The following is a 15,352-nucleotide window of genomic DNA, read 5'->3' as shown; positions in this document are numbered from 1 at the left end:
TCAACAGAAAGTTTCAAAACAAATTATACTTATATTTTTCGATTTTGAAAAATTCAAATTGTTTATAAAGATTGAGACGATGCTTTGTTTTATGTCTCAAAGAAGATTTCAAAACAAGCGGAAAATAGTTTCTGTTCTTGTTTTTTTGCTGATTTTATTCTCAGTTTGCACACCCTGTTTTGATACAGGCGTCTTTCATTTTGCCGATGCGTCATCTGAATCCGTTTATTCGACAGATTTGTCCGGCGCGTCCCCCCGCGGCGGCGTTCTTTTGATTGTCGATGGCATGGGTTCTGCCTATCTGTTTCCGGAACTGACGCCTTACACGCTGACAAACGAAAGCGAGAAACATGCGGTTGTTAAAACGCTTCCCCGGATTTGGGAAGACGGATTTCGAATTTCCATCATGAAATCGCCGCATCCGGTCACTGAACTTGGACATTCCACAATTGTCGCCGGAAACACGGCGGCAAATTCCGAAATGGTCGGATATTCTGATTCGACTTTGATGGATATTTTCCGTGAGGAAGGATTCCTGTGCATCGGTGTGATGCAGCGCGGCGATTTTGCGTCCATGCGGCAAAAATTCGATATCATCGCCTATGATGAAACCAATTCGGTTAATAATATGAATTTTACAATTCAAAGAAATGACCGCTATGATAATTCAACGCCGGAAGGCGCACAAAAACAAAAAATAATTCGGGAAATTGAGACAGAATTTGAAAAATATCAAAAAAACGCCTCCTCATATGTTTCATCTAAGGAGACAAGCGAAAAATATGCCGGCTACAACCGGTGGGCGCTTGATTCTGCCTGTGCCGCGCTGACGGTTATGGAAAAATATCCGGATCAAAAGTTTGTTGTGGTGATCAGCGCTGGCGCGGTCGATTCAACCGGCCATTACCGCGGTTATTACGCTTATTTGGATTCAATTGAGCGCTTGGACAGGGACCTTGAAACGTTGTGGAATAAATGCAAGAAAAATAACTTGTTTTTGGCCGTGACGGCTGACCATGGAATGTCTTTTGAAACGCTGGATAAAAAGGGTGGCGGACACAGTTCGGGAAAATACGCGAAATCGACGGAAGCCACAACGATCCCGTTCATTGTTTGGGGACCGAATGTTAAGAAAGGAACGGTTTATGCCGGCGAGACCGGGCAAGATGATATTGCGGCGACATTCTTGTCTCTTTTCGGAATTTCCGAGTCCCCGCGTTTTTCCAACGGGAATGTGTTGCCGGCAAAGGAAAAAGTGACTCTGTCTCTTGAATTTCCGGGAGCCGAAAACGTTCAAATACAACACTCCGGCCGCGAAATTATTTCCGCGTCCGGCTATTCGAAATATGTTATTTCCGGAATGGAACCGGGAAGTTACACCGTCAAATGGTCGGGCGAAAGCGGGAAATATGCGCAAACGGAGATGTCCGTTTTTATCGAAAACGATACGCGCAAGAATATGTCCGAATTTTTAAAATCGGCTAAAACGCCGGTTTCGATTTCAACCGAATCGAAAGAAACCGGAGGTTTGGCGAATTTTGGCGGCGGTGCGATGTCAACCAAATATGTTGTTGCCGTTTTGATTGTGTTAATCAATGTCATCGGCGGTGCCTTTGCCTACCGGATTTATAAAAAATAAGGGAACGGTTTTTGAGGAGATTCAAGAGAATGAGAGGTTTTTATTTTTGCGGACGCAAAAATAAAAACAAAGTGGCGGCAACTGATGCAAATCGGAACAAGTAAGCAACTGTATTGTTGGCGGCAACTGATGCAAATCGGAACAAGTAAGCAACTGTATTGTCGTCAGCAGCTGCTGCAAATCGGAACAGGTAAGCAACTGTACTGCCGGCAACAGCTGATGTTAAACTGCCCCGCTCATTCTTTATTTTCACGAATCGCTTTGAGGATTTCTTCCCCGAAATCGTAAGAAACATCGGGCCCGTCTCCCGTAATGAGCCGCCCGTCGCGAACCACATGTTCCGGCCTTAACTTAGAACCGGCCGCATTCATTGCTGAAATGGCATCAGGATCATTGAAAACGGTCGCGTTTTTGCCGGACAAAAGTCCCGCTTTTGCTAAAACAACCGGCGAAATGCAAATGGCGGAAACAATTTTGTTTTTGGCATAAGCGTCTTTTAAAAGAGTGTGAAGCGCCGGATCGTTCCACAAATACGCTTTTGAACCGGCACCGCCGGAAATCGCAATCGCGTCATAATCGTCGGCTTTTGCGTCTTTGACAGGGATATCAACTTTGTAAGAACCGCCTTTGGCGCCTTGCGCCACGCCAGGTTTTGTCGAGGCGACGGTGACCGAAAATCCGTTTTTTTCAAAGACTTCTTTGGGCCGGAAAAATTCTTCGTCGCGGAAACGTTCGGGCGCAATGACCATTAATATTTTGTTGGATTTCATAGGAGACCTCCGGTATTTTTGAAAATAGGAATCATGTATTAATAAGCTTTATTAGTTGTCTTCAAATTGACCTTAAAGTTTGCTGTTCATGATTTTTTAGCCGCCAGCATCACGCCCATTTGCGACGGCAGAAGTTTTCCGACCGATGCGACAATCCCGGGACCGTCTGTTTTTTCATGGCAAATGATCACGCATTCCATCAATCCGAGCCGTTCGACGCCGTAAACATCCCGGCCGTGCCCTTTCTTCTTGAGAGCCGCTTTGATTTGAGAACGGGTGGCGTTATTCACAAAAACGCGGTCTGTCGATGATTTTTTCCACGACCACCACAAATCGATTTGTTCTTTTGAAAAACCTGCTGTTAAAGCTCCTTTTTCGATTTGTTCTTTCGAAAACTGAATCGTGACCGGCAAATACGGAATCATACCGAAACGGGCGGCGATTTGACCGGGCGTTCCGACGCCGAGCGCGGACAGAGAAATCGCTGAAACAGCGACTTCAAAACCGATATCAATAGTGATTTTTTCAGGCTCTATTTTTAAAATAAAACCCTTATAAGTCTCATTCGGAACGATTTCGGATTTTTGAAGCGGTTTTCCAAAAGCGTTGGAGAGAAAATTCGCCGAGATTTCTTCGTCATCACCGGAAATCATCACCGAAATGTGTTTTCCTTTCGGAAGGATTTCAAAAACCACATCCAAATCTTTAAACTCCTCGCCCATAAACGCCTGAAGCGATTTGACCGCATTTTCCTCATGACCGTAAACCGGCTGCAATAATTCAATCATCATGTAAATCATTCATTTATTCGTTTTATATATTCACTGAAACCGTTTCTGTTTGGTTCTTTTTATAATCCTTATTTTGGCCATCTAAGATATCATTTAGACATTTAGATCTCATATTCTTTTCCCAAATAAAAAGAATATTTCATAACGGCAACCCGATATGATTTAACGAGTTTCGGATCCGGATTTTCCAAACTTTCGATTTCTTTTCCGATCATTTTGAGTTCGCGGTCATAAGGCCCGAGTTTTCGAAGAAGCGTTTTTGAATCGGCTTCCGATTCCGTTTGTTCTTCATAAATCTCCCGGATTTTATCGTTGAAAATTTCAATCCGGTCTTCAAGCGTCAGCGGTCCCACATACACCTTTTTCTCTTTTTTTCGCTCGGTGCCACCGGCAACAAAAACGTTGTTCGGCTTTTCGCCGGACACAGTTAAAATTTCAGGTTCCGGATCCGGTTTTCTGGTCGGAATATATCCTTCCGGGAACGCAAAATTTTCGTCGGAAAAGACCACCCGGTACGCTTCCGTCAAGTTTTTGGAATAATGCCATCCTTTGGGCGTCAATTGAAGAAAACGCGTCCGTCCTTCAAAAACGCTGGAAATAAAACCGATTTCTTCCAACCTCTTGATGATCTTATTGGTGTGCGCAAATGTCGAATCAATGTTTTCCGCCACTTCCGAAATGTAAGTGACTTCTTTGTCGTAAATGAAAAGAAGCGAAAGGCAAGTTTTTTCCTGAAACAGGAATTTCTCAATATCAGAAATCATAAAAATCCTCATTTTATATTATAATTTGAGGTAATATGTTTTATGAAACATATATGTTTTGATGAAATTATGAAATAAATAAAATAAGTAAGAGAAAGATTAGAAAAACGAAAGAATTGAAAACGGAAGATTGGAGAAATTGGAAGAATTAGATAATGAAAGATGAAACGTTTTGTATCATCTTTCTAATGAGTGACGATTTTTAAGTGACAGTTACCGTCAAAACATCGCCGGAAGACATATAGAATGTTCCTGTATCCGGATTATAAAGATCAATGTGATAAACGCCGGGTTCGTTGAATGTGAAATAAATTTCATATTTAGCGTTGACACGGATATCTTCAAAAGCACCTTCTTCAGAGTGGTAAAGGTGGTTGTACGGAACATTCGTTTCCCGGTTCCAAACGTGAAGCGTATCGCCAACGGAAATAGATGCATTCTGAGTAACAAATTGACGGTTCTCAGCGTAAATGACTTGAGTAACGGTTCCGTTAAATTCTCCCGGACGGGAAACAGTCACGGAACCGGATCCCGGGGTTGTGTTGGTGGTATTATTGGTCGTATTGTTGGTCGTATTATTCGTTGTGTTGTTGGTTATATTGTTTGAACTGTCAACGCAGCCGGAAATTCCAACAGCGATGGCGAGTGTGATGAGCAATAAGACAAATGCCAAAGATTTTACAGATTTCATCATATCTCCTCTTTTATAAAAATTCAAAGATTAAATATATTTTATGATATTTGAATATTGGGTAAATCCAAAAATAGAAATATATATTCAAGGTAACAAATACTCAAAAAAGAGGGAAGACAATGAAATTAAAAATCATTATTATTGCGATTCTTATACTTACATTAATTCCAATAACAGGATGTTTATCTTTAAATTTGAGTGAAAACAAAATTGAATCAGATAACTCCTCTGATGAAATCCATATCAATTACCCTGTAAAAGAAACACTTCAGTATACTTATTCAAAACCAACGGTTGAATTTCATACAAATTAGGATAAATTACCAAAAAGTAATGAAATTATTTATGCAAAGATAGATTCCGGCGGACCCATTACAGATCCTGTTTTTTATACAAGAGAAATGGTTGAAAAAGATGCAGATATAATCATTTATGCAACGGTTACAGAAGTACTTCCTTCAAAATGGTCAACATCTGATGGAAATATACCTCAAAATATAAAATATGGGGACGTAATAGGGGGAAATAACAACGGACCTTATACTTACCCAGCTCTTTTTACAAAAAGTGATTATATTTATACTGACATCGTTTTCACAAAAAATGAATTCGTAAAAGGATATTGTAATGATGAGATAATAGTCCGACTTTACAAAAGTGGTCAGGTAGAAAGTATTGTCATGTGTGAGGAAATAACACCCAATTCATGGGAATATGAGATCGGCGACCAGGTTCTCTTGGGTTTAGTTTATGATGATAAATCAAACTGTTATAAAATTCTGGTTGGGGAAGGCATTCGAAAAGTTGCCTATGATTAATTGTCATATATTTTTTATGATTCGTTTGTAGACAATTTTTTTCTAAAACTAAAAATATAAAAAAAATTAAAGATATGAGATGCAGATTACTTAGAAAATATTATATACAATTTTTATTAATTTACTAGTAGAATATATTTTGATAAAACAAAGTATATTTTATAAGGAGGAGCAATATGAGAAGAAATCTGTCTATTTTTTTAATTTGCATTCTTTTGTTTATGCTTTCTTGTAATATGGTAAATGCATATAACATATTGTGGGTAAATGGTCAAAACTGTTCAAACGGTGTTTATACTTTAAACATTCCTGTAACTTACACAAACGATTTTAATGGAACAGAAAAGCAAGCTATAATGCAAGCGTCTGGTCAGTGGTGTGTGCCCACATTTAACTTTTCAAGAGAATTGTGGTTTTTTGAAAACGGAAGTTATAATACAAGTCAAGGGGTTGCATTTCGAAAAAGTCCAACACTGATTTCAGGCAGCAATAATCTAGCTGAAACACAAATAACTATGAAAAAATATGGGAATAATAAATACTTCATAGAAAAATCTGTAGTTACATTTAACTCAAACCTTAACTGGACAACTAATCTTTCGCAAGCTAATAGTAATTCAACCCTTAATTATTTTAATACAACTGCTCTTCATGAACTTGGTCATTGTATAGGATTAGACCATGACAGCGTGACAGACCCATATGCTGCCATGAGTATCTATAACAAACAGTATAGGTCCGTGAGACAGGATGATGTCAACGGATTAAGGATAATATACAATAAAATTGTGGCCTTAAGCGTACCTATTGATGAACAAAATGCAGAAAATTATCTCTTATTACTTAATATTTCAGATTCGGATTCTGAAAAAGAATGTTGTGATACAATAATACAAATTATTGGTTGTGGAGACCCAATTTCTGATGATTTAATGGTCGAAAAATCAGATTTAATAATAAGAGGAACTGTAAAATCTATAATGCCCGCTGAATGGAGCACAAACAATAAATTAGCTCCAAAAGATACAAGTGACTATGTTATTTATCATGATGTTATGATTGATGTAGAAGAAATTTATAAAGGTAATTTATCCAAAGACGTCGATAGCATCTATGTTCGAAAAATTGGTGGAATTGCTGATAATGTAGAAATGATAACCGATTCTGTTGATTATTATGAAGGAGAAGAGGTTATATTGTATTTATCTGAAGATACCAATTCATTGACTAAAGACATTGGTCCAAAACATTATTTTGAAATCGATAAAAAAGGTCAACTGTTCATAATTGATAATGAAACTATTGTTAATGCCTATGGCGAGAAAGTTGATATTGAAAAAACGTCATTTACAACCTTTATAAAAATTTAAATAAATTAAAGTGAACAAAATTATTTTGTTTACTTTATCTTATCTTTTTTAATTAGATACTGTTACCGTCATCGTTCTGTTGCCGGTTGTGTCATAGAACGTTCCTGTGTCGGGGTTGTAAAGGTCGATGTGGTAAACACCCGGTTGATTGAATGTCATGTAAATTTCATATCTCGGGTTGACTTGAACATCGGCAAAGGCGCCTTCTTCAGAGTGGTAAAGGTGTTTGTAAGGGGCTTGATCTTCACGGTTCCACATATGCAGAGTTTGTCCGACCGTGATATTTTGAGTGGCTGTTGAAAACTGTCTGTTTTTGTTCAACATCGTGATCGCCGTATCTTTATTGCCTGTAAATTGTTCAGGTGTTTGAACTGTCACGGAGCCGGCGCTTGGCGTTGTGTTGGTCGTGTTGGTCGTATTGTTGGTCGTGGTATTGTTGGTTGTGTTTGTGGTGTTATTGGTGGAGTTGTCGCCGCCGATGCAGCCGGATAAACCGACAACTGAAATCAGAACCACGAATGCAACCAAAATCATGAGCATTTTAGATTTTGTGATTTGCATAATATCCTCTGATAATGTTTGTTGAAAATTAAATAAAATTTGAAGATTCATTTTTAAATAAATTGAATATTTCAATTGCCGTTTTTCCATTTTTGTTTTAGGTTGTTTGACAATAATTTGATTTTGTGATTTATTTCGTCACGGTCACCGTCAAAGTGGTGTTGCCGGTCGTTCCGTAAAGCGAATTCGTAGCCGGATTGTACAGGTCTATTTTGTAAGTTCCGGGTTTGTTGAACGTCAAATAGGTGCTGTCCAAAGCGTTGACGCGGATGTCTTTAAAGGCACCTTCTTCCGAGTGGTAAAGGTGGTCGTAATGCGCTTGATCTTCACGGTTCCAAATTCTGATTGTCTCACCGGTCTGTAAGGTGACTGAGGTGCTGACGAATTGCCGGCCTTTTGCCAAAACCGTTTGGTCCGTCTGTCCTTCAAAATCGGAAGACGTCCAAACTGTAACGGATTCCGAGCCAAAGCCGGAACCCGATTGGTTGTCGGTTGTATCGGAACCGCCGATGCAACCGGAAAAGCCGGCAACAGAAATGAGGATCAAAAGGCATAAAAAAGAAAGAAATGATTTTTTCGGAATCATTTTCATAATTTTTCCTCTCACTGTTGCTGTAAATGTTTATTTTAATTTATTGTCAATTGATTTCATTATTTAATTTATTCTGGATTATGATACTTTAACCGTCAAAACCGCATTGGTCGGATATGGTTCTCCGGTATTTGGATTATAAATATCAATCTTGTAAGTGCCGGGTTGGTTGAAGGTGAAGTAAACATCGTATTTGATGTTGACTTTGGTGTCCGGAAAGGCACCCTCTTCGGAATGGTACATGTGAGCGAAGTTCACATCTTCACGGTTCCAGATTCTGACGGTTTCACCGGCGCTGATGTTAACGGTGCCGGCGGAAAATTTCCGGTCTTTGGCAATGATGAGAGCCTTGGGTGTTCCGGTAAATTCGGATGCGTTTTGAACGGTGACAGTTTCACCGGACGGTGCCGGCGGTTCGGGTTCCGGTGTGGAGTTTACAGGTTCCGGATTGGCCGGTTGGGACGGTTCTGTGGTCGGTTCCGTTTGGTTGGATTGATTCGATTGGTTGGACTGGTTGCTTTGGTTGGTTGCGTTGTCGTCATCATCGCCGAGACATCCGGCAGCGCCGACCGCACCGACCAATAAAACCAATGCTAAAAGAAGCATAAATGTTTTTTTGAGTTGCATAATAATTCCTCTTTGAACGGATTTACCCAATTTATTGTCGAAATATTGTTTAAAAATATTATATTATTTGAAAAACCGATTTTGAGTTTATCAAAATAACATAGAATCGTAAAACAATATAGGAACAGTAAATTGAAAGATAATGAATATACGGGACTTTGATATATAAGCGTTGTTCATTGACTCGCCCGTCCGATATATAAAAGAAATAATATTAAAATGATGGGCGCCATTCTCATGAAAACAATATTTGGGTTTGTTCCGGCAATTTTCGGTTTTGAGTTGCAACTCTTGTTTCCGGCTTTGAGTTACATCTGCTGTTTTCCAATTTTCAGTTTGCATCTGCAGTTTGCTGTTTTGGTTTGCATCTGCAGTTTGCTGTTTTGGTTTGCATCTGCTGTTTACTGTTTTACCATTTGCATCTGCTGTTTACTGTTTTATTTTGCATCTGCTGTTTTCTGTTTTACCATTTGCATCTGCTGTTTACTGTTTTAGTTTGCATCTGCTGTTTTCTGTTTTGGTTTGCATCTGCTGTTTACAGTTCCGATATGTACTTGCCACTACTGTATCCAATTATTCCAATGAAATCCGAAAAATCAAATGCAAAGCGTTTGATTTTTCGGGGTGGTTTTCTTGGATCTCAAAAAATTACGTATGTTTTCATTTTATTTTTCAAAAGACACACACATGGTTTGAAAAATCCGAATGAAAATGTGTCGCCATAACGCGCGCGCCGCCATCGCAAAAATAATATTATTCCAACAGTTTTCTTTTGATTTCATCCACGGGCGCATCTGTTTTGAACGATGTCCCCGAAAAATGCGTTCGGGTCGCGACGTACCCGGCATCTCGTAACCGTTCTAAAAACGGCTCAATCGGCGGCGCTGAAATTTTCAGTTCTTCGCAAAACAGATGCTCGTCATAGAAAAACGGAATATCGGCTTCATTTTTGCAGGCTTCGACAAGCTTTCTCGCAGGTTCTTTTTTGTTCAGCGTCAACCGGCCATTGTCAAGTTCATCGATGACGTCGGCGCAAAATAATTCGTCTCGAAGCGGTCCGAGCCAAAGCGGGCCGGCGATTTTTCGATTGCTGCCGCAAACGCATTTCTCATTCATAAAAACGGCAAGCCCGGTTTTGGTTTCCCGGTTTTGGCAGGCCGGACACCATGCCAAAAATCCGATGTTTTGAAGCGTTTGGTCCGCGCGGCCGGCGCCATGCAAAATTTCGGCGTAGACGCGCACGTAGTGCCGCGTCGCGTGCGACAAAAGAGGAAGGATTCCTTTATCGAATTTGGCGGTTTCGCGGGCGATGCTCCCGAGAAGAATCCGAAGTCCCATTTCGCTGTGAAATTCATTATTGAGCGGAACGGCAGCATATTTGCGTATGCCGGATTTGAGATGAGCACCGCAGAGAGGAGCCGTGTCGGTTGCGGTAACGCCGAGAAGAAAGGTGGCGGACATGGCGGCGGCGTCCAAAAAAGGAGACGGCGTTCCGAACGGGTCGATGTCAACGATGGCAAATTTTTCCCGGCAAAGAAGAACGTTCGCGTCTTCACAAACGGCGACAGCGTTTTGAAGACCGATTTCGAAAATATTTTTTTGAATCAGTTCAACAGCTTCCGGTTTTATGTCATTCAAAACCACGGAAATTCCGACTTCGTTCGCGATGCGAAGGCCGCGGATGCCGGAAGCGGAAAAGGCATCCAAATACCGGATATTGGATTTTTCAAAACCCTTTCGTTCCGCCAACCGGCGGACAAAAACGGAGGTTACCGCCACGTTAATGTCGCGGTTCATTTCCATTTCCGGATTGTAAAAAACAGAAACCGATGCTGTCGGGATTTTGGCGTCGTTTTCGGCGGGAACCAAAACTCTTGTTTGGCCTTCCTCAACCGACAAAAAACCGTCAGGCGTCGGTTCATTCGATGGAGCCATTTGATTTAATCCTCAAAGATCTTGTTGACAAACCAAACCGGGTCAAACTTCATCAAGTCATCATAGTTTTGCCCGATTCCGAAAAAGAGAATCGGTTTTTGCGTGATGTAAGCGATTGAAATCGCAGCGCCGCCTTTAGAATCGGCGTCCAGCTTCGTCAGAATCGTCCCGCTGATGGGAACAGCGTCGGCGTACTGCGACGCCCGTTCAACCGCATCGTTTCCGGCAGTCGCCTCGTCCACAAAAATGATGAGGTCCGGCATTCCGACACGGCAGATTTTTTCCAGCTGCGCCATCAGGTTGACGTTTGTGTGCATGCGGCCGGCGGTATCAGACAGGAGAACATCGATTTTATGGGCTTTGGAATACTGAAGCGCGTCATAAATGACAGCGGCCGGATCCGATCCTTCCTGGTGCCGGATGGTTTTGACGCCGAGGCGATCGGCATGGATTTGAATTTGGTCAATGGCGCCCGCGCGGAATGTGTCGCCGGCGGCAATCGTGACGGTTTTGCCTTGTTTTTGCAGGCGGTTGGCGATTTTGGCAATGCTGGTCGTCTTTCCGGTACCGTTGATGCCCACGAAAACAACGTGCGCCGTTTGTCCTTTTTTGGAGTTGATGAATTCGTCGAAATCAAAAACGTTGGCGGACATCACGTCAAGAATCGCCTTCCTGAGCGCTTCTTCCACAATATTTCCCGTGTTTTTTCCGAACTTTTTCCGGGTGCCGGACAGCTGGTCTTTAACGGACGCGACGATCGCGTCGGTGACGGAAAGCGCGAGATCGCTTTCGAGGAGCGCGATTTGAAGATCCATGAGCGGACCTTCAAGGTCGTCGTCGTCCAGAATCACTTCCCGGTCAAAAATAAGCGCTTTGGCGCGGCCGAAAAAGCCTACTTTTTCTTTTTTGCTTTTGTCTTTGACGATCTCGGCCGTTATGAATTCTTCAACGACAACATCACCATTGTCGTCTTTTATGGCAACCGTTTCTTCCGTGATGATGACTTCTTCTTCATCTTTTTCTTCTTCCGGTTCACCGCCGGCTTCTTGAATTTCAGAAGCGGATTCAACCTCCGGTCCATCTGTTATGATTTCTTCCGCCAAAAGAAGTTCTTCTCCCACCATTTCCGGTTGATCGAGTTCAACCGCCTTTTCGTCGATTGTTTTATTCAAAGATTTTGTAAATCCTTGAAGTTTTTCCTTTAATTTTCCGAACAAAAAAATGTCTCCTGAATTTTTTATTTTTGATGATATTTTTATGAAATATAAAGTAATGCGACATCGAATATAAAAATGCTTCAATTGAGATAAAATCAAATTCATTATATATCTTGAACTGCCTTTTCGAATTATGACAAATAAAGAAACCGATTTTGAAAACAAAAAAGGAAATCAAAATGAAGATGAAGAATTCGATGACGGCTTTGATTTCGATGACGAAACCGATGAATATGACGAATTCTCTCCCGAACTCTACGAAGAAGACGAAATTAATGCGATTGAAGAGCACATTGAAACTTATTTCGGCTCGTTTGAAACCGTTTTTCATGAAATTGTCTCGCCCGACATTCACGTGGACATTTGCGTGATTCCGCCCGACAAAGAATCGGGCCGCGACTTTTACACGCTGATCACGATGGGAATGGGCGCGCATCTCATGAACGTTCCCCGGGAACTGGATGACATGAAACTCACGCGCGCGGAAATGATGGTAACGCTTCCGTCCGACTGGGATATTCAAAACAACGATGAAAAATATTATTGGCCGCTTCGCTGGCTGAAAATTTTGGCGCGCCTGCCGATGAACAGCGACACGTGGCTTGGATGGGGACACACGGTCGCAAACGGCGGCCCGTTTGCCGAAAACACGGAACTTGCCGGCGTCCTGCTTCTTAACCCGTACACCGACGACGGCCATGTTTGCGTGCTTCCGGGCGGCGACGACGTGAATTTCTATCAGATGGTTCCGATTTATGAAGAAGAAATGAATTACAAAACGGAAAACGGCGCCGAAGCGTTTTTGTCGCTTTTCGGCGACGCGGACGATGACGACGCTTTGGATCACGTGGTGAACGTTTGCCGGACAAACGTCTGCCGACTTGACGCCCCGAAACGCCGGCAGAAGAATTACAAGATTACGAAAGAAGACATTAAGCCTCTTTTTGATTGGGACGGCCCGATCGGCTGCATCGCGACTGACCGGATTACGGTCGATGGTTTCCGAGTCGGTTTTATGTACCGCGAAGAATCGGATTATCCGGAAGACAGCGGCTGGCGGTTTTTTGCAGGCGATGAATCGGATGAATATTTAGAGGATTCGTTGAACTCGGATGTTTATTCGCTGAATACGATTGTGAATTATGATCCGGAAATTATGGAGTTTTTGAAGGAGAATGTTGGGGCGGCTTATTTTAGAGGAGAGGATGGGGCGTTTTTGAGGGATGAGGAGTGGAGGAAAGGAGAAGATTAAAACAAAAAATATAGAATAGGCCAAGATGATCCATAGCAACTGGATAGATAATAGATATGAATATAATAAGGGGAGGAATAAAATAAATGGTAATTTTGTCAAAAAATATAATCTCAGAGGATAAAACTTTTCTTTATTTATTTGTTACATAATCCTTATTGCGATTTTTTCTGATGTGACACATTTAAGCATTTCTGGAAGTTTTCTTGAGGATACTCTTAACTTTGTTGATTCAATTTCTTCAATAGTATATAGCTTATTTTTTGCAACTCCTGCTCTTTGGGTCTTCAAACTCTTGGACATTCCATACTAATTCCATCAAAAATTATTTTATAAAAAGAAAACAATTGAATCACAATATTTCAAATATTCAGTGATTCAAATGATTCTTTACAGCAGCAACGCCATCGGATTCAAAAAGGATACCGACCAAAACTTAATCGTCGACAAAATCGAAAATTCATTTGTCGATTGTTTTGGAAAATTTCCTTCTCCTTCTGAAAGAAAATCATGGAACAATTCCATGCAATTTATGGAAAAAATTATCCGAAATTCCAATGTTGCCAACGACTGCGGTGTTTTAATTGAATACAATATTCCAACGTCAAGCAAACGTGTCGACTTTATCCTTTCCGGAAAAAACGAAAGTGAGGAAGACAACTTTGTTATTGTCGAATTAAAACAATGGGAAGAAGTGGAACCGACCGAAAAGGAAGATATTGTCAAGACTTTTGTCGGAAAAGCCGTTCGTGAAGCAGCACATCCGTCTTATCAAGCTTGGTCTTACCAGCAAATGATTCACGACATGAACATGGCGGTTTATGAAGGAAATATTCAATCTCATTCCTGTTCTTATTTGCACAACTACAAAGAAAAAAATCCGGAACCGCTGAAATTGCCGCAATATTCGGAATGTATCAGTCAAGCGCCTGTTTTCTTAAAAGACGATTACAAAATGCTGGAAGATTTTCTATTTTGCCATGTCGGCCGCGGCAAAGGAATGGAAATTCTTTACAGGATTGAAAGCGGAAAAATTAAGCCGTCCAAGAAGCTTATCGACTGCGTTTCCGGATTGTTCCAAGGAAATAAAGAATTCATTTTGATTGACGAACAAAAGGTGGCTTTTGAAACCATTGTCAATGTCGCCAAAAAGGCGGATGGAAAGAAACGCACAATCATTGTAACAGGCGGTCCCGGAACCGGAAAGTCCGTCATTTCCATGAACGCTTTTGGCGAATTGCTCAAAAATGAAATGAATGTTCAATTTGTGGCGCCAAACTCCGCTTTTAGAAATGTTCTTTTGGAAATGCTGACAAAGCAAATGCCGAAAAATAAAAACCGTGTTCGAGCTTTGTTTTCAGGTTCCGCCAGATTCTACAACACAAAGGAAAACATTTTCGACGTTTTGATTGTCGATGAAGCCCACCGTTTGAAAGGCGCCGGCGCCTACCAATATATGGGAAAAAATCAAATCGAAGATATCATCAAAGCGTCAAGAATCAATGTATTTTTTGTGGACGACTCTCAACAAATCCGTCCGGAAGACATCGGTTCGGTTCAATCCATAAAAGATATCGCTCAAAAATACAATTCGGAAGTTGAAGAAATTGAGCTTAAAGCTCAATTCCGGTGTTCCGGCGCCGAAGGTTTCATGAATTGGTTGACAACGGTTTTGCAAATCGAAGACACCGCCAACTTCGACGGCTGGGACAAAACGGCATTTGAATTCAAAATCGCCGACAGCCCAACTGATTTGCTTGACATGATCAAAGCCAAGAACTATGAAGGATACAAAGCCCGAATGCTGGCCGGTTATTCTTGGAAATGGTCGTCCGAAAAAGAAGGAAACAAAAATGGAGAAATTGACGACGTCGTCATTTCGGAATGTGATTTCAGTATGCCTTGGAACAGTCGGGCGACAAATACTTGGGCGATTGATGATGCCGGCGTCAATCAAATCGGATGCGTTCATACATCTCAGGGACTTGAATTTGATTATGTCGGTGTGATTGTTGGAAATGATTTGAAATTTAATCCGGAGATGAAGACGTTGTATGCTTCCTATAATGATTACAAAGATTTGGTCGGGAAAAAGGGATTAAGAGACGAGCCTGTGGAATTGACTCGTCTTGTATCAAATGTTTATAAGATTTTGATGTCGAGAGGGATGAAAGGTTGTTATGTTTATTGTAGGGATCCAGAGTTGCAGGAGTATTTTAAGGAGAGATTGGAACATGCAAAATATTCAAATATAAATTAATATGAGATATATAAAATATGGATTTATTTAAAACCGTTTTTAAAGTATTAATTGATGTGGAG

The 15,352-nt window shown here is 41.1% G+C and carries 15 protein-coding genes; 5 read left to right on the top strand and 10 right to left on the bottom strand.

What is annotated here, in order from left to right:
• Window positions 1-91: 91 nt before the first annotated feature.
• Window positions 92-1,639 carry a sulfatase-like hydrolase/transferase gene (locus MsAc7_RS01355; RefSeq protein ID WP_338102817.1) on the top strand — a complete coding sequence of 516 codons (1,548 nt, stop codon included), beginning with the start codon at window positions 92-94 and terminating at the stop codon, window positions 1,637-1,639.
• 40 nt (window positions 1,640-1,679) lie between these two features.
• Here the strand turns inward: MsAc7_RS01355 and MsAc7_RS01350 are convergent, their stop codons facing one another.
• From MsAc7_RS01350 to MsAc7_RS01330, 5 genes are all read right to left on the bottom strand, one after another.
• Complete coding sequence (locus MsAc7_RS01350; protein WP_338102816.1) at window positions 1,680-1,892, bottom strand: hypothetical protein; 213 nt, start codon at window positions 1,890-1,892, stop codon at window positions 1,680-1,682.
• Window positions 1,876-2,409, bottom strand: a complete 534-nt coding sequence (locus MsAc7_RS01345; protein WP_338102815.1) for a DJ-1/PfpI family protein — start codon at window positions 2,407-2,409, stop codon at window positions 1,876-1,878. The genes MsAc7_RS01350 and MsAc7_RS01345 overlap by 17 nt, the downstream gene beginning before the upstream one ends.
• A gap of 86 nt (window positions 2,410-2,495) precedes the next feature.
• On the bottom strand, window positions 2,496-3,200 hold the full coding sequence (locus MsAc7_RS01340) for a DUF2110 family protein (protein ID WP_338102814.1): 705 nt from the start codon (window positions 3,198-3,200) through the stop codon (window positions 2,496-2,498).
• Window positions 3,201-3,301: 101 nt separating this feature from the next.
• Window positions 3,302-3,964: a hypothetical protein gene (locus MsAc7_RS01335; RefSeq protein ID WP_338102813.1), complete on the bottom strand. Its 663-nt coding sequence runs from the start codon at window positions 3,962-3,964 to the stop codon at window positions 3,302-3,304.
• 202 nt (window positions 3,965-4,166) lie between these two features.
• Window positions 4,167-4,658 (bottom strand): cupredoxin domain-containing protein, encoded by a 492-nt coding sequence (locus MsAc7_RS01330; RefSeq protein WP_338102812.1) that lies wholly within the window; start codon window positions 4,656-4,658, stop codon window positions 4,167-4,169.
• A gap of 401 nt (window positions 4,659-5,059) precedes the next feature.
• Here MsAc7_RS01330 and MsAc7_RS01325 point away from each other — a divergent pair, with 401 nt between their 5' ends.
• Together MsAc7_RS01325 and MsAc7_RS01320 are read left to right on the top strand one after the other, a co-directional pair.
• Window positions 5,060-5,476 carry a hypothetical protein gene (locus MsAc7_RS01325; RefSeq protein ID WP_338102811.1) on the top strand — a complete coding sequence of 139 codons (417 nt, stop codon included), beginning with the start codon at window positions 5,060-5,062 and terminating at the stop codon, window positions 5,474-5,476.
• Between the two features lie 176 nt (window positions 5,477-5,652).
• The gene (locus MsAc7_RS01320; protein ID WP_338102810.1) at window positions 5,653-6,846 is read left to right on the top strand and encodes a matrixin family metalloprotease; all 1,194 of its coding nucleotides are present in this window, start codon (window positions 5,653-5,655) and stop codon (window positions 6,844-6,846) included.
• A 48-nt stretch (window positions 6,847-6,894) separates the two neighbouring features.
• Here MsAc7_RS01320 and MsAc7_RS01315 read toward each other — a convergent pair whose 3' ends face one another.
• The 5 genes from MsAc7_RS01315 to ftsY form a co-directional block, all read right to left on the bottom strand.
• The gene (locus tag MsAc7_RS01315) at window positions 6,895-7,407 is read right to left on the bottom strand and encodes a hypothetical protein (RefSeq protein WP_338102809.1); all 513 of its coding nucleotides are present in this window, start codon (window positions 7,405-7,407) and stop codon (window positions 6,895-6,897) included.
• A 130-nt stretch (window positions 7,408-7,537) separates the two neighbouring features.
• On the bottom strand, window positions 7,538-7,999 hold the full coding sequence (locus tag MsAc7_RS01310) for a cupredoxin domain-containing protein (protein ID WP_338102808.1): 462 nt from the start codon (window positions 7,997-7,999) through the stop codon (window positions 7,538-7,540).
• A gap of 78 nt (window positions 8,000-8,077) precedes the next feature.
• Entirely contained in the window at window positions 8,078-8,626 is a 549-nt protein-coding gene (locus MsAc7_RS01305; RefSeq protein ID WP_338102807.1) for a cupredoxin domain-containing protein, read from the bottom strand.
• Between the two features lie 753 nt (window positions 8,627-9,379).
• Window positions 9,380-10,561 (bottom strand): tRNA (guanine(10)-N(2))-dimethyltransferase, encoded by a 1,182-nt coding sequence (locus tag MsAc7_RS01300; RefSeq protein WP_338102806.1) that lies wholly within the window; start codon window positions 10,559-10,561, stop codon window positions 9,380-9,382.
• A gap of 5 nt (window positions 10,562-10,566) precedes the next feature.
• Window positions 10,567-11,778 (bottom strand): signal recognition particle-docking protein FtsY, encoded by a 1,212-nt coding sequence (gene ftsY, locus MsAc7_RS01295; protein ID WP_338102805.1) that lies wholly within the window; start codon window positions 11,776-11,778, stop codon window positions 10,567-10,569.
• Window positions 11,779-11,911: 133 nt separating this feature from the next.
• On the opposite strand from ftsY, the gene MsAc7_RS01290 reads away from it, so the two are divergent.
• Both MsAc7_RS01290 and MsAc7_RS01285 read left to right on the top strand, forming a co-directional pair.
• Complete coding sequence (locus tag MsAc7_RS01290; RefSeq protein WP_338102804.1) at window positions 11,912-13,030, top strand: immunity protein Imm33 domain-containing protein; 1,119 nt, start codon at window positions 11,912-11,914, stop codon at window positions 13,028-13,030.
• 382 nt (window positions 13,031-13,412) lie between these two features.
• A complete protein-coding gene (locus MsAc7_RS01285) occupies window positions 13,413-15,290 on the top strand; it encodes a DUF2075 domain-containing protein (protein WP_338102803.1) in 1,878 nt (625 codons plus the stop codon).
• The last annotated feature ends 62 nt before the right edge of the window (window positions 15,291-15,352 follow it).

Source organism: Methanolapillus millepedarum, assembly GCF_032594115.1.
Taxonomy (GTDB): Archaea; Halobacteriota; Methanosarcinia; order Methanosarcinales; family Methanosarcinaceae; genus Methanolapillus; species Methanolapillus millepedarum.
This window is presented reverse-complemented; position numbering and strand designations above follow the sequence as displayed.